Consider the following 21,701-nt stretch of genomic DNA (forward strand, 5'->3'; position numbering starts at 1 on the left):
ACATATCGCTGCATCAGAAGCCATTATTTACCGAATTAAAAAAGCAGACACTTTTTGTAGGAAATTTCGGAAACCGTCCCTTTGGTATCGGAGTGTCTGGCACGTATGATGCTTGACATTCCCCTGCAGATTAGAAGCCTATGTCCCTGATAGTTCTACTGCTTCTGCCTTTCATCGGCAGCTGTCTGGCGGCCTTTTTGCCGCACAACGCGCGTAACGCGGAATCGTTTCTGGCCGGTCTGATCGCCCTCATCGGCGCAGTGCAGATGGCCTTGTGGTTCCCGCAGATCGCCGACGGCGGCGTGATTCGTGAAGAGTATTTCTGGCTGCCAAGCCTGGGCATGAACTTCGTTCTGCGCATCGACGGTTTCGCCTGGCTGTTCTCGATGCTGGTGCTGGGCATCGGTGCGCTGGTCTCGCTGTACGCGCGTTATTACATGTCGCCGGACGATCCGGTGCCGCGCTTCTTTGCGTTTTTCCTGGCCTTCATGGGCGCCATGCTCGGACTGGTGATGTCCGGCAATCTGATTCAGATCGTGTTTTTCTGGGAGCTGACCAGCCTGTTCTCGTTCCTGCTGATCGGCTACTGGCACCATCGGGCCGATGCCCGACGCGGCGCTTACATGGCGCTGATGGTCACCGGTGCGGGCGGTCTGGCGCTGCTGGCCGGCATGATGATCCTCGGCCATGTGGCCGGCAGTTACGACCTGGACCGTGTTCTGGCCTCCGGTGACGCGATTCGTGCGCACGCCCTGTACCCGGTGTTACTGACCCTGATCCTGATCGGCGCATTGACAAAAAGCGCCCAGTTCCCGTTCCATTTCTGGCTGCCGCATGCGATGGCCGCGCCCACGCCGGTGTCGGCGTATCTGCACTCGGCGACCATGGTCAAGGCCGGGGTGTTTCTCATGGCGCGGATGTGGCCGGCGCTGTCCGGCACCGAGCAATGGTTCTGGATCGTCAGTGGCGCGGGGGCTTGCACACTGATTCTCGGCGCCTACGCGGCCATCTTCCAGAATGATCTCAAGGGCCTGCTGGCCTATTCGACCATCAGCCATCTGGGCCTGATCACCCTGCTGCTCGGCCTCAACAGCCCGCTGGCTGCGGTGGCTGCGGTGTTCCATATTCTCAACCACGCGACCTTCAAGGCGTCGCTGTTCATGGCCGCCGGTATCATCGACCACGAGAGCGGAACCCGCGATATCCGGCGTCTCAGTGGTCTGGTAAGGCTGCTGCCCTACACCGCGACACTGGCGATGGTCGCCAGCGCGTCGATGGCCGGCGTGCCGCTGCTCAACGGTTTTCTGTCCAAGGAAATGTTCTTTGCCGAAACCGTGTTCATTTCCGCCACTGCCTGGGTCGAGATTGCCTTGCCGGTGATCGCGACCATTGCCGGGATCTTCAGCGTTGCCTATTCGCTGCGCTTCACCGTCGATGTGTTTTTCGGTCCGGCAGCCAAGGATCTGCCGCACTTGCCCCATGAGCCACCACGCTGGATGCGTGCACCGGTCGAACTGCTGGTGCTGACGTGTCTGGTGGTGGGGATTTTCCCGGCGCAATCGGTCGCGCCCCTGCTCGCCGCCGCTGCGCGTCCGGTGGTCGGCGGCACACTGCCTGAATACAGCCTGGCGATCTGGCACGGCTGGAACCTGCCCATGGTCATGAGCCTGGTGGCGATGGCGGGCGGTATCATTCTGTATCTGTTGCTGCGCAAGCCGCTCAAGCACGAGCGCATCACCGCCCCTCCGCTGGTAGGACGTCTCAATGGCAAGCGCTTTTTCGAGCGCAGTCAGGTGGTGATGATGCACTGGGCGCGTCGTTTCGAACGCAAGGTCAGCACTCGCCGCCTGCAGCCACAACTGTTTCTGCTGGTGCTCGCGGCGGTACTGGGCGGTTTCATTCCGATGTATTTCAGCGGCCTGACCTGGGGCGACAGACCGAAGATTCCGGGTTCCGGGGTGTTTGTCACGCTGTGGCTGATCGCGATTGCCTGCGCCATAGGCGCGGCCTGGCAGGGTAAATATCACCGGCTGGCGGCACTGGTCATGGTCAGCGTCTGCGGTCTGATGACCTGCATCACCTTCGTCTGGTTCTCGGCGCCTGATCTGGCACTGACGCAACTGGTCGTGGAAGTGGTGACCACCGTGCTGATCCTGCTCGGTTTGCGCTGGCTGCCGCGACGCAATGAAGACGTCGCCCCGCTCAGCGCACGCCTGCGTGCCCGCACCCGACGCATCCGCGACTTCGGCCTGGCGGTGCTCGTAGGGCTGGGCATGGCGATACTCTCCTACGCCATGCTGACCCGCCAGACGCCCAACGCCATCTCGTCCTTCTACCTGAGTCGTGCGCTGCCCCAGGGCGGCGGCACCAACGTGGTCAACGTGATGCTGGTGGATTTCCGCGGCTTCGACACGTTTGGCGAGATCACCGTGCTGGCGGCGGTCGCCATGACAGTGTTCGCCCTGTTGCGACGCTTCCGCCCACCGAAGGAAAGCATTCTGCTGCCCGCACAACAGCGCCTGCTGGCCCGTGACGTGGTAACGGACCTGGTCAACCCGCGCAGCGCCAGTGATACCGCGCTCGGCTTCATGATGGTGCCGGCAGCGCTGGTTCGATTGCTGCTGCCGATTGCCTTCATCATCTCGATGTACCTGTTCGTTCGCGGCCACAATCAGCCTGGCGGCGGGTTTGTTGCCGGGCTGGTGATGTCGGTGGCGTTCATCCTGCAATACATGGTGGCGGGCACCCAATGGGTCGAGGCGCAAATGAGCCTGCGCCCGCTACGCTGGATGGGCACAGGCCTGTTATGCGCAGTGCTGACCGGCGCGGGCTCGATGCTGCTGGGTTATCCGTTCATGACCACCCACACCGCCCATGTCGATTTGCCGATCTTGGGTGATATTCACATTGCCAGCGCGCTGTTCTTCGATGTCGGCGTGTACGCCGTGGTGGTCGGCTCGACGCTGTTGATTCTCACCGCACTGGCGCACCAGTCGGTGCGCAGCCATCGGCCGACGCAGTTGCCCAAGCCTGTCGCCAACCCGCAAGGAATCCTCTGATGGAAGAAGTCATTGCAATCGCCATCGGTGTACTGGCCGCCTCGGGCGTCTGGCTGATCCTGCGGCCACGTACCTTTCAGGTGGTCATGGGGCTGTGCCTGCTGTCGTACGGGGTCAACCTGTTCATCTTCAGCATGGGCAGCCTGTTCATTGGCAGAGAACCGATCATCAAGAACGGCATTCCTCAGGACCTGCTCAATTACACTGACCCGTTGCCACAGGCGCTGGTGCTGACCGCGATTGTCATCAGCTTCGCCATGACCGCGCTGTTTCTGGTGGTCTTGCTCGCCTCCAGAGGCCTGACCGGTACCGACCACGTAGATGGCCGGGAGCCCAAGGCATGAGCTGGATGAACCAACTGATCATCGCGCCCATCCTGCTGCCGCTGCTGACCGCCGGGCTGATGCTCTGGCTGGGCGAAAAGCACCGGCCGCTCAAGGGCCGTATCAATCTTTTTTCCAGCATCCTCGGGCTGGGCATTTCCGTAGCGCTGTTTCTCTGGGTGCAACACAGCGGCAGCAGCGGCTCGATCGGTGTCTATCTGCCGGGCAACTGGGGCGTGCCGTTCGGCATCGTGCTGGTGGTGGATCACCTGTCAGCGATGATGCTGGTGCTGACCGGGATTGTCGGGGTCTGCGCTCTGCTGTTCGCGCTGGCTCGCTGGGACAGGGCCGGTGCCAGCTTCCACGCGCTGTTCCAGATCCAGCTCATGGGGCTGTACGGCGCGTTCCTGACTGCGGATCTGTTCAACCTGTTCGTGTTCTTCGAAGTACTGCTCGCAGCGTCCTACGGCTTGATGTTGCACGGCTCTGGCCGGGCACGGGTGTCGACGGGCCTGCATTACATCTCGATCAACCTGCTGGCGTCGTCGCTGTTTCTGATCGGTGCAGCGTTGATTTACGGGGTGACCGGCACGCTGAACTTCGCCGACCTGGCTATCAAGATCCCGCAGGTGGCGGAGTCCGATCTGGGCCTGCTGCATGCGGGGGCTGCAATTCTGGCCACGGCGTTCCTGGCCAAGGCTGGCATGTGGCCGCTGAACTTCTGGCTGGTCCCCGCCTACTCGGCAGCCAGCGCGCCGGTGGCGGCGATGTTTGCGATCATGACCAAAGTCGGGGTCTACACCCTGCTGCGCCTGTGGACCCTGCTGTTTTCCGGCCAGGCCGGTGCCTCGGCCTTCTTCGGCGGCGACTGGCTGATCTACGGCGGCATGGCGACGATTTTCACCGCGGCCATCGCCATCATCGCCGCCCAGCGCCTGGAACGCCTCGCCAGCCTGAGCATATTGGTGTCAGCGGGCATTCTGCTGTCCGCCGTTGGCTTCGCCCAACCGAGCCTGACCTCGGGCGCGCTGTTCTACATGGTCAGCTCGACGCTGGCATTGAGCGCCATGTTCCTGCTGGGCGAACTGATCGAACGCTCCCGCTCGGCCAACGAGATCCCTCTGGAATACGACGTGGATCAATTGCCTCGTACCCTGGAGTCTCTGCATCCGCCGCCCGGCGCCAACCTGGACGATGAACAGAAGGTCGTGGTCGGTCAGGTCATTCCCATAACCATGGCTTTTCTGGGTCTGAGTTTCATTGCCTGCGCCTTGCTGATCATCGGCATGCCGCCGCTCTCGGGGTTCATCGGCAAGCTCACCTTGATCAGCGCCCTGATGAACCCGCTGGGCCTGGACGTCGCGAAGGATGAGGCGCTTTCCACTCAGGCGTGGATGCTGATCGGCCTGCTGATCTTTTCCGGACTGGCGTCGCTGATCGCTTTTTCAAGGCTCGGCACGCAACGTTTCTGGACGCCACACGAGCGTCCTTCGCCGATGCTGCGTCGCAACGAATGCCTGCCGATCATCATTCTTCTGGGTCTGTGCATCGCGCTGACCTTCAAGGCCGAACCCTTGTTGCGCTACACCCAGGACACCGCTGCAGCGCTGCATGAGCCCAAACAGTATGTGCAGTCAGTGCTCGCCACACGCCCGATACCCGGCCCCACCAGTCGGGAAGTCGATGCGGAGGGACAGCCATGAAACGCCTGTTTCCCGCCCCTCTCCTCTCGTTGGCACTCTGGCTGCTGTGGCTGGTATTGAACCTGTCGATCAGCCCCGGTCACCTGCTGCTGGGCGCGGTGCTGGGTTTTCTCGCACCCGTGTTGATGGCTCCGTTGCGCCCGCTGCCGGTACGTATTCGCAAGCCCGGCACGATCCTGAAATTCCTATGCCGGGTGGGATGCGACGTGGTGGTCTCCAATGTGCAGGTCGGCCTGAGCGTCTGGCGGCTCGAAAGCCGTCCGCCACGCTCGGCCTTCGTGCGCATTCCACTGGACCTGCACAACGCCCACGGCCTCGCCGCGCTGGCGATGGTCACCACGGTAGTCCCCGGAACGGTGTGGTCGGAGCTGGCACTGGATCGCAGCGTGCTGCTGATGCATGTCTTCGATCTGGAGGACGAAGCGCAATTCATCGAGCACTTCAAAACCACCTATGAGCGACCGTTGATGGAGATCTTTCAGTGAGTGCACTGCTCGACAACGCCATCCTGATCAGCCTGCTGATCTTCGCACTGGCGATGGTGATCACCCTGCTGCGCCTGCTCAAGGGGCCTTCGGCCCAGGACCGGGTATTGGCGCTGGATTATCTGTACATCATTGCCATGCTGATGATGCTGGTGCTTGGCATTCGCTACGCCAGTGACACGTATTTCGAAGCGGCCATGCTGATTGCCCTGTTCGGCTTCGTCGGCTCGTTCGCTCTGGCCAAGTTCCTGCTGCGCGGAGAAGTGATCGAATGACCGGACTGCCGAATACAGTGCCTTTCTGGGTAGAAATACTGACCGCCGGACTGCTGATCGCCAGCAGCCTGTTCGCCTTGACCGGCGCTCTGGGGCTGCTGCGCCTCAAGGACTTTTTCCAGCGCATGCACCCGCCCGCCCTCGCGTCGACGCTGGGCGCCTGGTGCGTTGCGCTGGCGTCGATCATCTACTTTTCGGCACTGAAGGCGGAGCCGGTGATCCACGCCTGGCTGATCCCGGTATTGCTGGCGATCACGGTTCCGGTGACTACGCTGCTGCTGGCGCGAACGGCGCTGTTCCGCAAGCGCATGGCCGGTGACGACGTGCCCGCGGAGGTCAGCAGCGGTACCGGCAACGGAGAATCGGCAGGCGGCTGAATCAACGTCTGGCCAGTGTTACTCGCTGGCCTTGAACGTCAACTCGCCCTTGCGCCATTTGGCGGCCTTGCCGACGGCGCCTTTGAGAAGCTTGCTCATGCCGATCTGCAATTGCTCTTTCGCAGCGAAGACCATGAACACGGTCTGACCTTCCTTGAACACGATGCCGTGACCTTCGGGGACGTCGACGAAGGCATATTCGCCCAGGCCATACACGGTGGTCTTGATTTCACGGAACTTCAATTCGAGCTTGCCGCCCTCGCGGCTGGGCAGAACAGACGCGCGGAAATGGTCGCCCACCTTGAGTTCAAGGCGAGGTTTGTCGTCGACGACCAATGCGCTTTCGGTGTCGATTTCAGCGATATAAATGCCTTCGGCTGATTGCTCGGTGATGTAGACAAAACGGGATTGGAACTGCTTGACCAATTGTGCGCGGAGATCGCCGAGCACGAACAAGGCATGGGTATCCAGATTACTTACAGCCAAAGTACAAACCCTCAAACATGAAATGAGGCTGCCTGATGTCAGGGCAGTCGAGAAAATGATTCATCCATAGACCGCTTCATGTGGCCGGAAATTCTCCGGCATGCTGCACGCAGAAGCGCAGACAGCGCCGCCGCAAACCTTGTGCAGGCGGGTGGCGGATTCTACCGGCTCATGGCCGCTACGGGATATATACCTTTTGTACACAGCAGTGTCGCGCAAGCGCTGGCGCCACGAAAATAGCGCTCAGCCCGGGCACGGCGCAAAGGCTGGACGGGTTCCAGCCTGCGATGGGTGCATCTTGCGATAGCGGAAACATATCATTTATAGCCGCTGTAGAAAAAGCCATCTTTTCCTGCACAGCCAAATGCATCGAACTCTTGCCTGTGCCCACCACTCCCATAAGAACTGATGAATACGGGGATAACCCCCGGCGAGGAGATGACATGGAACAGACTGCAACTACCATAAACGACCTGTTCGCCCAATTGGGGCTGGACTCCGATGATGAGAGCATCGAAAAGTTTATCGCCAGCCATCCTCTGCCCGATGACGTCAAACTGATTGATGCAGAGTTCTGGACGCCGAGTCAGGCTGAATTTCTCAAGGAACAGCTGCGCGGTGATGCCGATTGGGCGTTGGTGGTCGACGAACTGAACGTGCGTCTTCACAAAAAGCCCGAGTGAGCCACTCGGGCGTTGAGGCCTATTGCGGATAACCGGGCTGGCCGATATTGGGATGCAATATCCGGCCGCCTGGTTGTGGCGCGTGGACGAAAACGGCGTCGCCTAATGTACCCACTCTGCCGACCACTGCATTCCAGTGCGCGGACTGATGAATGTAGCGCCAGCGCAGTAAGGCCTCTTCATGACTGTCCAGCAGGTAAGGCCCGCCTCGCGCATAGTCGATCAACCGGGTAGAGATATTCTCGAGTTCGGGAGGCAGCTGGAATTCAGGTGTCAGTGGCACCGGATTGAAAGGCACGCCCTCATCACACGCCAGTGTGTGCATGACCAGCAACGATACCCTCGACAAGTGGCCAAATACCTGGCGGCTCATGCCCACCGCGGCAACGACCGTACTCATGCCATTCAAGCTTTTCCTGCACCGATAACATTTGCTCTCGCATGCCTGAACCCGAAGCCAGGCCTGGCTATCGAGCGGGTCGATCCAGTAATCGCGGTTCATCCGGTTTAACTCAGCCTGTGCCTCCTTCCAGCTCGATGCCGCCTCGTACGGGCTGCCACGGCTGACCACACTGCCGCGGGGGCGCGTGAGCAGTACGCTTTCTTCCATTTGCGGAGGATATCCCCCGCCGATATCGGAATGGGCACCAGGCAGAACGATTTCCCTGGGCCACACGGGCAGGACGCTATTCAACGCAAAGTTGCGCCGTGATTCATCGCGAGCCACCAGATGCAGCACCTGCTGCGCGCACCCCGGAGGCAGGTACAGATTGACCCTCCTGTTGCTCGCATCGCGGGTATTGCCCATGTCCTTGAAGCTGCCTATGGCCGCCACGGTGTCGAACAGACCGATAACCTTGAGCCGTACGCTGCCGTTGCTCCAGCTGAAACTGTCGCTCAACCTGACCTTGCGGCTTTCGAGTATCGGCTCGAGCATGCCCGAACGCTGCTTTAGGATTTCATTGACCAGATGCCTGGCCGACGCTGCACCTCGGCTGAAGCCGAACACGTCCAATTCCAGCGCATCCAGCACACAATCGGGGTTGTCGCGGGGGAACGCCTTCAATACCGACTTCAGCTTTTTGAATGCGTTTTCCACCTTGGATATCACGCCGGTGGCCCCGCGGCCAAAACTCTGCCCCGGCCATACCGAATCACGGCCACCGGAAGTAGTGCCGGCACCGCTTACATAGATCGGGTAATACACCTTCAGGCCTTCACCGTCATTTTCGGCAACAGGTTGCAGGCGGTAGATATCGACCAGTCTGGCTATATTGCTCGGATCATTACTGTAACTACTGCCAGGCTGAACATGACGACCCGCACACGCTTTAATGTGCTGCCCCGCATTGATATCGATCAATGCCTGGCAGTCGGCACCGATCTGACTGTTGACGCGGTTATTTCCCGTCCCATCGAAGAAAATGCCTACCCGCGCCGTGACGCGGCGGGTCACCACATCTGAAAGGACTGCTGACTGTTGGAAACTCCATTTATCGCTCATAACTTTTCCGTCCCTAGAGGCAAGCCAAGAAAAGGCCGCACTTAAATCAAAACGTAAATAACGTTGATTTAAACAGCTTGCTTAAAGACAGTGAGCAGTCAAGCCATGTTGCGCCTTTTCAGACCGTTCCTACGACTTCTATAGTCATGACTTTATTACTTATAAATAAAACCCTACACACACGCACCGATAACTTTTCTGATGCACTCTTTCATTGAAAAACCAACTAACAGGCCAGCCCTCTTGCCGACCTGAATGAGCGTTTACCCGTATCAACGGCCTTGCGGCCTGTACCCCAGGCGCAGACCACCCCAGTGTCGGCCGTTGATCATGATCGGCACGGACAGGTCGTGCATCAGTTCGCCGGTGTCTCGCGTGTAGGTTTGCAGCAGGACCGGCTGTTGGTGGCTGCCACAGCGAATGCCGGTACGGTCATCGAACTTGCGCTTGCTTCGATTGCGCGCGTTATCCAGCGTGGCATCGCCGGTCAAGGGCTGGCTGAAGGCATTGTTGTGCGTCGGCACATAGCCCTGTTGCGTACAGGCGATGGCAAATACCAGACCTTCATGACGCGACAGCAGCGGTTCCTGCAGTGCTGGCAGTACCTGATCGGTGTAACGGTCGAAACGCGTCGTAAAGCGGGTGGGCGACGTATTGGCGACGGATTTGTAATTGCGGTCGAACAGGTCATCAAGGCTGACCCGGCCCTGTTCGATATCGGCCTCGAACTTTTCGCTGATCATTCGCGCGCCTTCACGAGCCAGGTCGTAAATGCGCTGGTGGTATTCATCCAGACCGACCTGCGCCAGGCGCTGGCTGATAGTCTCGGCCTGCCCCTCCATCTGCACTGCGGACTTGGCCAGTTGCCGGGTCTGCTCATCGCTGACGGCAAGATCACTGCGCATGTGCTCGACAGCGTCGAACAGGCTCGCCAACTGATCCTGATTGCTCCTCGCGCCCTGCGCGATTTCGCCGACCTGGCTTTCCAGCTCGACCGCAAGCCGGGCGATATTGCCCAGGTGCTCGCCGGTCAGCTCGACCTGCTCGACCCCCACATCCAGATCGGACGACAACTCGCGAATCTGCTCCACGACTTGTGCGGTGCGCTGCTGGATATCCGCCACCATCTGCCCGACCTCGCCCGTGGCACTGGCAGTGCGGCCGGCGAGACCACGGACTTCGTCGGCAACCACCGCAAAACCGCGTCCGTGCTCGCCAGCCCGCGCCGCTTCGATGGCGGCGTTGAGCGCCAGCAGGTTGGTCTGGCTGGCAATCGACTGAATGACCAGCGTCACACGCTGGATCTCCTCACTGCGCTGGCTGAGTGCCTCGATCAGCTCACGGCTGCCGACGGCACGCTTGCTCAGGCGGTGCATGCGTTCGATGGACTCATTCAGCACGCCACTGCCCGATTCGCTGCGCTGCCGCGCCTCGCTGGCAGCAACCAATGCCTGCTGGCTCAACTGGGCTGTCTGTTGCTCGGTGGCGATCATCTGTTCGGCACTGCTGACAATCTGTTCGGCAGCCCCCAGTTGCGACTGCACCTTGCCAGCCAGTTGACCAACGGAAAAGGCCACCTGGGCCGCGGACAGCGCGTTATGACTGGTGGTGCGCGACAGGTCGCGAGCCAGCAAGGCGATATCGCTGTCGCCCACCGCACTGCCTGGCAGCGCTTGCCTGCTGCGCACCATGCGCGGCAACCAGACCACCAGCAACGCCAGAGGAATGACGACATACAGCGACAGGCCCGCAACACTCATGGCGGCGAACAGCAAGCACAGAGCAACGCTTTGCACCGCCGGCACCCACCACCTCGATGCAGCGTCGGGCGTATCGGCCAGCGGCAATCCGGCTGCCATGGATAGGTTATCGGCCATGTTGCGTCACCCCGTCTGTCATTGTCGTTATGGCGCTATTAAACGCCAGATAACGGCCTTGTGCCATGCGCTGTTGGTCGTAGCGCCCGAGCGATGGCGATCAACGCGTTTTCGACAAACTCCGGGCACAACAAAACCGGGAGGCAATTGCTTGCCTCCCGGTCTGGTCACTCAGTCGCGGTTGCCTGCGTATCAGGCCTGGCGCTGGTGCTTGTCGATCTGCTCGTGGCGCTCTTGCGCTTCGATGCAATACTTGGTGGTCGGGCTGATCAGCAGGCGCTTGAGGCCGATTGGCTCGCCGCTGTCGTCGCACCAGCCGAAGGTGTCGTCGGCAATACGCGAAAGGGCCATTTCCAACTGTGGCAGCATGCGCTGGTCGCGATCAATCACATTGACCAGCCAGTGACGCTCTTCTTCGACCGAAGCGGCGTCAGCCGGGTCGGCAGGCGTGTCCAGGCTCTCGATCGCAATGCGGCTCTGCTCGATACGCTCATGGATCTCGACCTTCATGCCCTGCAACAGCTCGACGAAGAAAGCGTGCTGCTCGGCGTTCATGTAGTCATCGGCCGGCATGGCCAGCAACTTTTCCTTTGTCATTTATTTCTCTATAAAAAAACGTGCATTGAGGAGCGGCCTGACGTTGCCGTTCAAACCAATAATCTCCAAGCGCCACCTGGCACTCAATTTACGAGGGGCGGCAGTCTAAGGCCGGCTAGCGGGCTCGGCAACACAATTGAAGGATTTTTGTACAGCAATTACCGTAAAACCCTTGAAATGCGGGCGAAAGACCTGGCCAGCAGGTTGCTTGATGAGGCTCTGACCCACTGACAACCAATCGGTTCCTGCAAACTCCAACGCACAAAAGGGCCTTGAAAGGCCCTTTGCTGCAGGTGATTGAATCAGCGCTTGGTCTTGCGCTTGTTGCGATATTGATCGATTACCACGGCCACGACAATGATCAAGCCTTTGATAATGTCCTGGACATAGGCGTCCACCCCGACAAAGGTGAAGCCGCTGGCCATCACGCCGAGGATCAGCGCACCGATCACCGTCCCGGTGATCCGCCCAACGCCTCCGGAAAGGCTGGTGCCACCGATGACCGCAGCGGCGATGGCGTCCAGCTCGTAGGACATGCCCATCCCGGCCTGCCCGGTTGCCGCACGCGCCGAGGCAACAACCCCTGCCAGCCCGGCCAGCAGCCCTGCGATGCTGTAGACAATCACCAGATGACGCTTGACGTTGATGCCCGAAGTACGTGCCGCCTGCATGTTGCCGCCAATGGCGTAGGTGTATTTGCCGTACTTGGTGTAACGCAGGGCGATGTGAAAGATGACCGCCACCACCAGAAAGATGATCACCGGCATCGCGCCCTGGCCGATGGCCGTGTACGAGTCGGAGAGCATGCTCACCGGCTGACCTTCAGTGTAGAAGCGTGCCAGACCGCGCGCAGAGACCATCATGCCCAGCGTGGCAATGAACGGTGGAATGCCGGTTATGGCAATGATGCTGCCGTTAATGGCGCCTGCCAGCAGCCCGACCCCGAGCCCGACGACGACCGGAATCCACACCGGCAGGTCGGTCAGCGACGGGAACACCGCCCGGGAGAAGTCGGAGGTTTGTGCCAGGCTCGCGGCAATCATCGCTGAAAGCGCAAGTACCGAGCCGGACGAGAGATCGATGCCTGTAGTAATGATCACCTGAGTCACGCCGATGGCCAGCAAGCCGATGATCGACACTTGCAGGATCATCAATACCAGACGCTGGGAATTGAGCAGGAAGCTCTGATCACGGACGATCCAGCCGAACAGTTCAAAGATCAGGCCGATGCCGATCAGCACCAGAAAGATGCTCAGTTCGGTGGGCAGCCGCCGTTTGCTTCTGGTCGGCGTCATGGCCGGTTTATTTTGCAGAATCGCGTCGCTCATGTTCGTTTTCCTCTTGTTCTTCTTCTACCGAGCCCTGTAGTGCGAACTCAATGAACCTTGTGGCCAGAGGCCAGATGCATGACTTTTTCCTGGGTCGCTTCGCCACGGTCGAGGATGCCCATCATTTCGCCTTCGTGCATGACCATGACCCGGTCACTCATGCCAAGCACTTCCGGCAGCTCCGAGGAAATCATGATGACCGCCATGCCTTCACTGGCCAGCAGGGAGATCAGGCGGTAGATTTCCACCTTGGCCCCCACGTCGATACCGCGTGTGGGTTCATCCAGAATCAGCACCCTGGGGTTGGTCATCAGCCAGCGCGCGAGCAGTGCCTTCTGCTGGTTACCTCCGGATAATGTGTCGATGCACTGCTCCAGTGACGGCGTCTTGACCCGAAGCTTTTTGCACATGTCTTCGCACAGGGCGCGCAAGGCCTTCTGTTGCACGAAACCGTTGCCGGCATAGTTGTCCAGCACGGCCATCTCCATGTTTTCCATCACCGACAGGCATGGAAACAGACCAGTCAATTTGCGGTCCTCCGTGAGTAGCGCAAAACCCAGTTCGATGGCCTGATGTGGATCGCCGATGTGCACCGTCTTGCCATCGAAGCGCACCTCGCCGCTGTCGCTGGGGGTTATGCCAAACAGCGTCTCGGCTACATTGGTGCGCCCGGAACCCATCAGCCCGGCAATGCCAAGTACCTCCCCGGCACGCAGGTCGAAGCTCACATCCTTGAAAATGCCGTTCAGGCTCAGCCGGTTGACGGACAGCAACACATCGCCTGCCGGTTTCTCCCGTTCGGGGAACAACTGGGTCAGTTCCCGGCCCACCATCATGGTGATCAGACTGTCGCCATCCATGCTTTCAGCGCGCTGCAGACCGATGTAGGCACCGTCGCGGAACACCGCCACTTCGTCGGCGATTTCGAAGACTTCGTTCATCTTGTGGGTGATGTAAATGATGCCTTTGCCCTGGGCACGCAGGTCGCTGATGATCGAGAACAGGTGAGCGACTTCGGTTTCGGTGATGGCCGAGGTCGGTTCGTCCATGATCAGCACGTCCGAGTTGTATGACACGGCCTTGGCGATCTCCACCATCTGCCGCTCGGCGATGCTCAGCGTGCCGACCAGTTCCTCGGGATCGAGCTTGATGCGCAGGCGCTCCAGCAGCTCGGCAGTGCAGCGGTGCATCTCGCGGTGATCAACCATGTGCAGGCCGTTGAGCTGCTCGCGACCGATCCAGATGTTCTCGGCAATGCTCATGAACGGCATCAGGTTCAGTTCCTGATGGATCATGGCGATGCCTGCCTGCAACGCTGAAAGAGGCGTCTCGAAGCGGACCGGCTTGCCCCGCAGACGGATTTCGCCCGCGTCCGGCTGATAGATGCCCGCAATGATTTTCATCAGGGTGGATTTTCCGGCTCCGTTCTCACCCATCAGCGCCAGCACGCTGCCAGGGCGAACACGCAGTTGCACATCATTGAGCGCAACCACGCCAGGAAAGCCCTTGGTGACATGGCTTATTTCCAGCAGGTACGGGGCCTGGGCATCAGACGCGCCGCCATCCCCGTCGCCGGACGACAGATTGTGTTGCGCGGGCGGATTGGCAGTAGCAGAACCGAACATGATCATAACTCCTCAAGCGGCAGGCTGAGGGAGAGCATTTGCATGCCCTCCTGGGCCTGACGATCGTTGTTATTTGAAAGTGGCGACGTTTTCAGGGGTGATCAGGCGATAGGGAATGATGATCGCCTGGGGCTCGACCTTTTCCTTCCTGGCCAGTTTCACCGCGGCATCAATCGCCCCGTCGGCCTGCCCTTTCGCGTCCTGATAGACCGATACGGCCAGATCACCTTTGGTCACGGCGTTGAGCCCGTCCGGGGTACCGTCGACACCGGCGATCAAAATGCTGCCTTTCTCCACACCTGCCTGCTTCAGCGCCATCGCCGCGCCAATGGCCATTTCATCGTTGTTGGCCAGCACCGCATTGAATTTGCGCCCTTGAGTGAGCCAGTCATTGGTCAGGTCCATGCCCTTCTGGCGCAGGTAGGTACCCGTCTGCTCCTCTTCTATCTTGATGTCCGGGTACTTGTCCAAGACCTCCTTGACGCCCTTGGTGCGGTTTTGCGTGGAGTTGTTGGCCAGGTCACCCAGGAGAATCATGACATCGCCCTTGTCTTTCATTTTGTCGGCGATGTATTGCGCCTGAAGTCGACCGGCTTCCACGTCATCCGACGTCACGGTGGCGACGCCTGCTGGCAGATTCAGATCGTCCGGGCGGCGGTTGACGTAGACCAGCGGGATACCGGCGGCGACCGCTTCCTTGGTGATCCGCGCAGTGGCGGCAGTGTCGACCGGGTTGATGATCAGCGCGTCGACTTTCTTGTTGATCAGGTCCTTGACCTGATCGAGCTGCTTGTTGACGTCCGCGCGGGCATCGACGAACTGCAGGTCCACTTTCTCGGTCGTGGACATGACCTTGGCCTTGGCACTCATATCGTCACGCAGGTAGGTCAGCCAGGTGTCATCGAACTGCGACATGGACACACCGATCTTGATATCGGCCAACGCTGCACCGCTGCCCAGCATCAGCGCCATCGCCAACGAGGTCAAAGCAATCTTGGTCTTCATGAGGATCTGTCTCCAAATTCTTGTTGTTGTGTGGATGCAGCAAATCAGCGTGACAGGCGGATCCCGGTAGCACCGGGGATGCAGAACAGTTGCGCATCCTTGTGGCGCACGCACAGGCCCCGGGCGACGACGGTGAGAAATCGCTCCAGGGTCCGGATCCAGAATGACGGGGTGGCAGAACGCTTGGCGGTGACGCCAGAGGTAGGGGTTTTCATCGACAGTACCTATCTTTTGTTTTGTTTTTGTCGGGCTTGCTTCTCGTGATCTGAAAAACCTTCAAAACGCGAGTGATTCGATCGTCGGTAACCTGAAAACGACTCTATTGGAAAATATTTTCCAATTCAACTAATTTTAGAATTTTATTCCATTTCATTTTATTCGGTTGCAGAAACGACAGAGCCCGACGCATGGCAAGCGTCAGGCTCTTTTCGATAACGGACTGCTGGATGCGCTGCAGTGCGCGATGGCTACAGCACTACGACCCGCCCCTCTCTAGCGCTCAGGCGCGCGGCATCCATGACCTGCGCAGAGGCTATCGCATCGTGTGGATTGACCGGATTACTGCCCTGCTCGTCGACGGCGCTTTGCAGCTGGCGGTAGAACTCAAGCCAGCAACCGCGCTCCGACGGTACACGCTCGCGATGCTCACCCTGCTCGAACCAGCCCCAGCGCCGATGCTCCTCGACACCCCAGCGCTCGCCCTCGGACTTTGGCGTGAGCCCGGCAAAGGCGGCCTCTTCCTGGCCGTCCAGCCCACCGACGCTGTAACAGCCCTTCGTCCCACTGACCCTGAAACGCGGTTTGGCACTGTTTTGCAGGCAACTGCCGGACAGGTGTGAGGTCACGCCGCTGGCATGGCTCAGGGAAACGAAGAACGTGTGGTCCAGTTCGTCTTGCGGCGCAGCGAATTGCAATTCGGCATACACCCGTTCGACCGGCCCGAACAGCACCAGCGCCTGATCCACCAGATGACTGCCCAGATCACGCAGCACGCCACCGCCGCTGGCTTTGCCGACAGACCGTGGCGAATAACGCTCGATGCTGGACTCGAACCGGCTAACCGCGCCCAGCGCCTCACTGTCGAGCAATTTGCGCACGGTGAGGAAGTCCGAATCCCAGCGGCGGTTCTGATAAACGCTGAGCAGTACGCCACGGCGCTCGGCCGCGTCCACCAGCTCGCGTGCCTGCGCTGCATCACTGGCGAAGGGCTTGTCGCTGACCACTCCGACACCCAGTTCTATCGCTTCGAGGATCAACGCTCGGCGCGAGGCCAGCGGTGTGGAAATCACCACCACATCAACCCCGGCAGCGACCAGCTCGGCCAGCGTGTCGAAGGTCGCCACGCCGGGATGGTCTTTGGCCACTTCCTGTTTGCGCTCGGGTGAACGGGTCACCACACCCACAAACGTGGCACCCGGCAAACTTGAAATCAGCGTCGCATGAAAGTAACGCCCGCCTTTGCCATAGCCCACCAGCCCTGCTCGCATGCATGTCTCCTGTAGTCCATGAACCTCATGGCCGCAGCCGTCGGTTGTGTAGTTGATGCCGCCGTTTCAACGGAGCAGCTCGCTTTTTACCCGCTCCAGCATGAATCGGCTCGATTCGTCTGCGCGTTCCTCCCAGGCAAATACCGCCACTGTGGCAATACCGTCGAACTTGATGTCCCGCAACGTCGAGAAGAACGCCTCCCAGTTCACCTCGCCCTGGCCGATATCCAGGTGCTGATGCACCGTTGCCGTCACGCCGGGCGGGTTGACGATGTAGCGCAGGTTGGAAGAAGCACGGTGATTATAGGTGTCGGCAATGATCAGATGCGTGAGCTTGTCGCCGGCATAGCGCAGCATCGAAGCGATATCGCCAACGCCATCGTCGTAGAAGAAAGTGTGTGGTGCCGCGTACAGGTAGTTGATCCAGTCGCGATCGAGCCCGCGAATGATATCCACCGACTCGTTGTTGCGCTCGCAGAAATCGTAGGGGTGCGCCTGAATATCGAGCTTTATGCCTTCGCGCTCGAAATGCGGCATCAATTCATCCATGGATTTCATGAACTGGTTTTCACAGACCAGCGCATGGTCGGATTGCCCGCTGAACTCGGTATTCATCAGGTCGCAGTCCATTTCAACGGCGACCTGAATGGCACGTTTCCAGTTGCGAACCGCTGCAATACGCAGGTCTTCATCTGGCGCAGCCCAGTGGTACAGCGGCAGCAGCGAGGAGAGTTTCACCCCGGCATCGCTCAGCGCCTTGCGAAACTCCCTGATCCGCGCCCGATCCACCCGTGGGTATTTGTAAAACGGCATGAAATCTTCACGCGGCGACAGCTCGATATAGTCATAACCCAGCTCCGCGGTTTTATCGACCATCGCCCCCAGAGACAGATGGCGATACATGTAAGGGTCCAGTGCAATACGCATGATGCCTCCTTTTATTCCTTTCAAGAGATGTACTGGTTAAACGCAGGATGGTCAGCTATAGAACACCGGACGCATGGCGAGCGTGATCGGCACGACTGCACCCGTGTTCTGCGCCAGCACGCAAGCATCGGCGGCCACAGCGGCGGCATAGCCGTCCCAGGCCGAAGGGCCGTAGAGGGTCCCCGCTTTGACGCCGTCGATGAAGTCCTGCAACTCGACGTCGTAAGCAGCGATGAAGCGGTCTTTCCAGTCCATCAGAATCGCGTTGGACAGCTTCGCCTCGCTGCGCAACTGGACCTGAGAGGGCTCCGGCAGTCTGGCAATGCCCGTCTCGCCGACGACTTCACACTGGATGTCGTAGCCATACTGGCAATTGACGAATACTTCGACGTCGATGCGCGTGCCCTTGACCGTTTCCAGCATCACGATCTGCGGGTCCTTCAGGTGCGCCAGGGCCTTGCTGGTCTTGCGCGGGAATACCACCTGCACCGACACGTAGTCATCGTCGAGCAGCCAGCGCAGTACGTTGAGTTCGTGAATGAGCGTATCGGTGATGGCCATGTCGGTCTTGTAATTCTCGCCCACACTCGGGTTGCGGTGCGCGCAGTGGAGCATCAGCGGCTCGCCGATCCGGCCGCTGTCGATCACTGCCTTGAGCGCGCGATAGCCCTGGTCATAAGGGCGCATGAACCCCACTTGTACCAGACGCCTGCCACTGGCGATCTCGGCTTCGACAATGTGCCGGCAGCCTTCGGCAGTGACTGCCAGCGGCTTTTCGCAGAACACCGGCTTGCCCGCAGCGATGGCTGCCAGCACATATTCTTCGTGACTGGGCCCCCAGGAGCAGACCAGGACCGCCTCGACATCCGGCGCGGCGATCAATGCGTGCCCGTCGGCATACACTTCGGCGCCGAGGTCCAGATCGCGCACCACCTTCGCTGCCTGTTCGAGATTGATGTCGGTGACGGCCACCACCTGACTGCCGACCAGCGTTTTGCTGCAACGCCGGATATGATCCTGACCGATTGCGCCTGTACCGATCACGCCGAGTTTCAATGCCATTTTCATGTTCCTTTTTTGTTATTGGATGTACCCGTGAACGGATCACGAGCGCTGAACGATAAAAGTGATCAGTACTGACGAGCCTTGAGCAGCTCGCGGCTGAGCTTTTCATACACTTGAGCGGTGGTGCCGGTGGTCGACACTTCGGCAACCCCGACACGCCACCACGACAGGTATTTGTGGATCATCGTCTTGGGCAGGACCTTGATGTCGATCAGCGTCGACACGGTCTGACGTTGCGCATCGACGAGCGCCTGGCGCAGTTGTTCGGCAGTACTCACCTTGTAGGTCTTGCAGCCATAGGCGGCAGCACTCATGGCGAAATCCACTGGCACAAAGTCACCGTCGAGCTTGCCGGTTTCCGGATTGCGGAAGCGGAACTCGGTGCCGAAGCTGTTCATGCCGTGCTCCATCTGCAGATTGTTGATGCAGCCGAAAGTCATGTTGTCCAGCAACACCACGTTGATCTTGCGCCGCTCCTGGATCGAGGTGACCAGTTCCGAATGGAGCATCATGTAAGAGCCATCGCCGACCAGCGCAAAGACTTCGCGGTGCGGCGCTGCGAGCTTCACGCCCAGTGCGGCGTTGACCTCATAACCCATGCACGAATAACCGTATTCGACGTGATAGGTGTCGACTCCGGTACTGCGCCAGGCGCGCTGCAGATCACCCGGCAAGCTGCCCGCTGCTGCAACGATCACCGCATCGGCAGGCAGGCTCTGGTTGAGGATGCCCAATACACCACTCTGAGTCAGACACGAACCCGTCAGCTCGATGAAATCGCGCAGCACGGCAGGGTCCAGGTGATCGTTGATTTCCGGGACAAAATCCTCACGCTGGTACTCGACCGCGTACAGGCGATCCACCTCGGCATCCAGCTCGGCACGTGCCGATCGCGGTGCATCGCCCCAGGCCGCACGATAACCGCAAGCCTGGAGGCTTTCGGTCAGCGCCTGCAATGCCATCTGCGCATCGGCCAGGACCTGCACGCCGTCCAGTTTCTGCACATCAAAGGCACCGACATTGAGGTTGAGAAACTGCACATCCGGGTTCTGAAACAGCCATTTCGACGCGGTGGTGAAATCGCTGTAACGGGTGCCTACGCCGATGATCAGGTCAGCCTCTTTGGCCAGCCGATTGGCCGCCAGCGTGCCGGTTTCGCCGATGCCGCACATGTTCAACGGGTGCGCCGAAACGATGGCACTTTTGCCGGCCTGAGTTTCGGCGAACGGGATATCGAAGCGCTCGGCAAAGGCCTGCAAGGCATCCGCCGCACCGGAGTAACGCACCCCGCCGCCGCAGATCAGCAACGGCTTGCGCTTGCCGACAAGTAGTTGCAACGCGTCGTCAAGCATGGCCTTGCTTGGCGGACGCCGGTCGATACGGTGCACACGCTTTTGCAGGAAGCTGTCCGGGTAGTCGTAGGCTTCAGCCTGCACATCCTGAGGCAGCGCCAAGGTAACGGCGCCCGTGTCGGCCGGGTCGGTCAGTACGCGCATGGCATTGAGCGCTGCGCTCATCAACTGCTCGGGCCGGTTGATGCGGTCCCAGTATTTGCTCACCGCCTTGAACGCGTCGTTGGTGCTGATACTCAGGTCGTGAAACTGCTCGATCTGCTGCAGCACCGGATCGGGCTGGCGGCTGGCGTAGACATCGCCCGGCAACAGCAGCAACGGGATGCGGTTGGCCGAGGCCGTTGCCGCAGCGGTGACCATGTTCGCCGCGCCAGGGCCGACCGATGAACTGCATGCGTAGATCTTGCGACGCAGGTGCTGCTTGGCAAAACCGATGGCGGCGTGGCACATGCCCTGCTCGTTACGGCCCTGATGGACCACCAGGTCGCCGCTGTCCTGCTCCAGCGCCTGCCCAAGCCCCAGCACGTTGCCATGCCCGAAAATGGTGAAAATGCCGGCGACGAATTTGCTCTGTACGCCGTCGACTTCGACGTACTGGTTATCGAGAAACTTCACCAGGGCCTGGGCCATGGTCAGTCGGGTTGTACTCATGTTCGCACCTTGTTCTTGTTTGAGGTGGCCAGGGTTTGAGCCGGCCTGACGGCTGAAGTCAGTGACGCTGCGAAACGGCTCGTGACAAATGCGTCATGCTTGCCGCTATTGCCTGAGGAATGTCATCCAGCGCGTGAACGCTTTCGGCAAACGGTTCGAACGACAGATGCCCCTGATAGCCACTGTCCAGCAAGCGCTCGACCTGCGACGCATTGCCCAGAATGTCGCCTTCGCCGATCAGCACGCGATGACCATCGCGAATGCTGTTGAGCGGTGTCTGCGCATCCTCGACACCGGAGATATGTACCAGCCCGGTCAGCTCCGGGAACAGCTCGACCTCGCCGGCCAGATGGTGATGAAAGGTGTCGTGAACCAGTCGGTAGACATCCAGCCCGCCCACAGCTTTGATCGCATCCACCGCTTGACGCTTGAGTCGCAGCGAGCACTCCTCGAAACCCAGCGGTTCGACGAAGCCGAGAATTCCGTGCTCGCGAAGAATCGGGGCCAAGGCCGTCAATGCGGTGCGTAATCCCGCAGCGCGCTGCGCGCTGTTGCGCGGGTCGGCACGGTCATTGAGCGGGCACAGCACCAGACCGCGGGCACCGCAGTCGCGGGCGTACTGCGCCAGCTTCGTCGCCTGGGCAGCGCGCTCCTGGTTCCAGACATCGAACGGGTACAGGGCGTTGATGGACAACACCTCTACCCCCCTGGCAGCACAAAGATCACGGACGACCTCGGGGGCAGTGCCGTCTTCGATCTCGATGCCCTTGAGGTCGTTGCGAATCTCGATGGCATCGGCACCCAGCTTGACCGCCAGGTCGACGAAACTTTCCAGAGACAGGCGCGGCGCGACCATTCGATTAAGGGCGAAACGCAGAGGGTGGTTCATTGT

20 protein-coding genes are annotated in these 21,701 nt (G+C 59.9%); 7 read left to right on the forward strand and 13 right to left on the reverse strand.

Annotation, left to right across the window (positions count from 1 at the left end):
• The first annotated feature begins 140 nt into the window (after positions 1 to 140).
• The 6 genes from LIX91_RS12790 to LIX91_RS12815 are packed head-to-tail and all read left to right on the forward strand — an operon-like array spanning position 141 to position 6,222.
• Entirely contained in the window at positions 141 to 3,059 is a 2,919-nt protein-coding gene (locus LIX91_RS12790) for a monovalent cation/H+ antiporter subunit A (protein WP_103695748.1), read from the forward strand.
• Positions 3,059 to 3,403, forward strand: coding sequence for a Na+/H+ antiporter subunit C (locus LIX91_RS12795; RefSeq protein WP_226488563.1), 345 nt, complete (start codon positions 3,059 to 3,061; stop codon positions 3,401 to 3,403). The genes LIX91_RS12790 and LIX91_RS12795 overlap by 1 nt, the downstream gene beginning before the upstream one ends.
• Complete coding sequence (locus LIX91_RS12800) at positions 3,400 to 5,085, forward strand: monovalent cation/H+ antiporter subunit D (RefSeq protein ID WP_226488564.1); 1,686 nt, start codon at positions 3,400 to 3,402, stop codon at positions 5,083 to 5,085. Before LIX91_RS12795 ends, LIX91_RS12800 begins: the two co-directional genes overlap by 4 nt.
• Complete coding sequence (locus LIX91_RS12805; RefSeq protein WP_226488565.1) at positions 5,082 to 5,570, forward strand: Na+/H+ antiporter subunit E; 489 nt, start codon at positions 5,082 to 5,084, stop codon at positions 5,568 to 5,570. Before LIX91_RS12800 ends, LIX91_RS12805 begins: the two co-directional genes overlap by 4 nt.
• Positions 5,567 to 5,845 (forward strand): K+/H+ antiporter subunit F, encoded by a 279-nt coding sequence (locus tag LIX91_RS12810; protein ID WP_002554071.1) that lies wholly within the window; start codon positions 5,567 to 5,569, stop codon positions 5,843 to 5,845. The genes LIX91_RS12805 and LIX91_RS12810 overlap by 4 nt, the downstream gene beginning before the upstream one ends.
• Positions 5,842 to 6,222 (forward strand): Na+/H+ antiporter subunit G, encoded by a 381-nt coding sequence (locus tag LIX91_RS12815; RefSeq protein WP_003391671.1) that lies wholly within the window; start codon positions 5,842 to 5,844, stop codon positions 6,220 to 6,222. The genes LIX91_RS12810 and LIX91_RS12815 overlap by 4 nt, the downstream gene beginning before the upstream one ends.
• Before the next feature lie 18 nt (positions 6,223 to 6,240).
• Here the strand turns inward: LIX91_RS12815 and LIX91_RS12820 are convergent, their stop codons facing one another.
• The gene (locus tag LIX91_RS12820) at positions 6,241 to 6,708 is read right to left on the reverse strand and encodes a hypothetical protein (RefSeq protein WP_003349255.1); all 468 of its coding nucleotides are present in this window, start codon (positions 6,706 to 6,708) and stop codon (positions 6,241 to 6,243) included.
• A 443-nt stretch (positions 6,709 to 7,151) separates the two neighbouring features.
• On the opposite strand from LIX91_RS12820, the gene LIX91_RS12825 reads away from it, so the two are divergent.
• The gene (locus LIX91_RS12825; protein WP_226488566.1) at positions 7,152 to 7,391 is read left to right on the forward strand and encodes a DUF2789 domain-containing protein; all 240 of its coding nucleotides are present in this window, start codon (positions 7,152 to 7,154) and stop codon (positions 7,389 to 7,391) included.
• 19 nt (positions 7,392 to 7,410) lie between these two features.
• On the opposite strand, the gene LIX91_RS12830 is transcribed toward LIX91_RS12825, so the two are convergent.
• From LIX91_RS12830 to LIX91_RS12885, 12 genes are all read right to left on the reverse strand, one after another.
• On the reverse strand, positions 7,411 to 8,895 hold the full coding sequence (locus LIX91_RS12830) for a T6SS phospholipase effector Tle1-like catalytic domain-containing protein (RefSeq protein WP_046270631.1): 1,485 nt from the start codon (positions 8,893 to 8,895) through the stop codon (positions 7,411 to 7,413).
• Positions 8,896 to 9,167: 272 nt separating this feature from the next.
• On the reverse strand, positions 9,168 to 10,772 hold the full coding sequence (locus LIX91_RS12835) for a methyl-accepting chemotaxis protein (protein WP_226488567.1): 1,605 nt from the start codon (positions 10,770 to 10,772) through the stop codon (positions 9,168 to 9,170).
• A 192-nt stretch (positions 10,773 to 10,964) separates the two neighbouring features.
• On the reverse strand, positions 10,965 to 11,369 hold the full coding sequence (locus LIX91_RS12840) for a TraR/DksA family transcriptional regulator (RefSeq protein WP_002554078.1): 405 nt from the start codon (positions 11,367 to 11,369) through the stop codon (positions 10,965 to 10,967).
• A gap of 302 nt (positions 11,370 to 11,671) precedes the next feature.
• Positions 11,672 to 12,697, reverse strand: coding sequence for an ABC transporter permease (locus LIX91_RS12845; RefSeq protein WP_003370536.1), 1,026 nt, complete (start codon positions 12,695 to 12,697; stop codon positions 11,672 to 11,674).
• Between the two features lie 47 nt (positions 12,698 to 12,744).
• Complete coding sequence (locus LIX91_RS12850) at positions 12,745 to 14,322, reverse strand: sugar ABC transporter ATP-binding protein (protein WP_103695770.1); 1,578 nt, start codon at positions 14,320 to 14,322, stop codon at positions 12,745 to 12,747.
• A 69-nt stretch (positions 14,323 to 14,391) separates the two neighbouring features.
• Entirely contained in the window at positions 14,392 to 15,327 is a 936-nt protein-coding gene (locus LIX91_RS12855) for a sugar ABC transporter substrate-binding protein (RefSeq protein ID WP_226488568.1), read from the reverse strand.
• Between the two features lie 44 nt (positions 15,328 to 15,371).
• A complete protein-coding gene (locus LIX91_RS12860; protein ID WP_154219789.1) occupies positions 15,372 to 15,542 on the reverse strand; it encodes a hypothetical protein in 171 nt (56 codons plus the stop codon).
• A gap of 252 nt (positions 15,543 to 15,794) precedes the next feature.
• Positions 15,795 to 16,814 (reverse strand): Gfo/Idh/MocA family protein, encoded by a 1,020-nt coding sequence (locus tag LIX91_RS12865; protein ID WP_226488569.1) that lies wholly within the window; start codon positions 16,812 to 16,814, stop codon positions 15,795 to 15,797.
• Between the two features lie 66 nt (positions 16,815 to 16,880).
• Entirely contained in the window at positions 16,881 to 17,741 is an 861-nt protein-coding gene (locus LIX91_RS12870; RefSeq protein ID WP_003349149.1) for a sugar phosphate isomerase/epimerase family protein, read from the reverse strand.
• 51 nt (positions 17,742 to 17,792) lie between these two features.
• Positions 17,793 to 18,803 carry a Gfo/Idh/MocA family protein gene (locus LIX91_RS12875; RefSeq protein ID WP_003391656.1) on the reverse strand — a complete coding sequence of 337 codons (1,011 nt, stop codon included), beginning with the start codon at positions 18,801 to 18,803 and terminating at the stop codon, positions 17,793 to 17,795.
• A 68-nt stretch (positions 18,804 to 18,871) separates the two neighbouring features.
• The gene (gene iolD / locus LIX91_RS12880) at positions 18,872 to 20,809 is read right to left on the reverse strand and encodes a 3D-(3,5/4)-trihydroxycyclohexane-1,2-dione acylhydrolase (decyclizing) (protein ID WP_226488570.1); all 1,938 of its coding nucleotides are present in this window, start codon (positions 20,807 to 20,809) and stop codon (positions 18,872 to 18,874) included.
• Positions 20,810 to 20,867: 58 nt separating this feature from the next.
• Positions 20,868 to 21,698, reverse strand: a complete 831-nt coding sequence (locus tag LIX91_RS12885) for a TIM barrel protein (protein WP_226488571.1) — start codon at positions 21,696 to 21,698, stop codon at positions 20,868 to 20,870.
• Between the last annotated feature and the right edge of the window lie 3 nt (positions 21,699 to 21,701).

Origin of the sequence: Pseudomonas sp. B20, from assembly GCF_020515755.1 — a bacterium.
Classification (GTDB): Bacteria; Pseudomonadota; Gammaproteobacteria; order Pseudomonadales; family Pseudomonadaceae; genus Aquipseudomonas; species Aquipseudomonas syringae.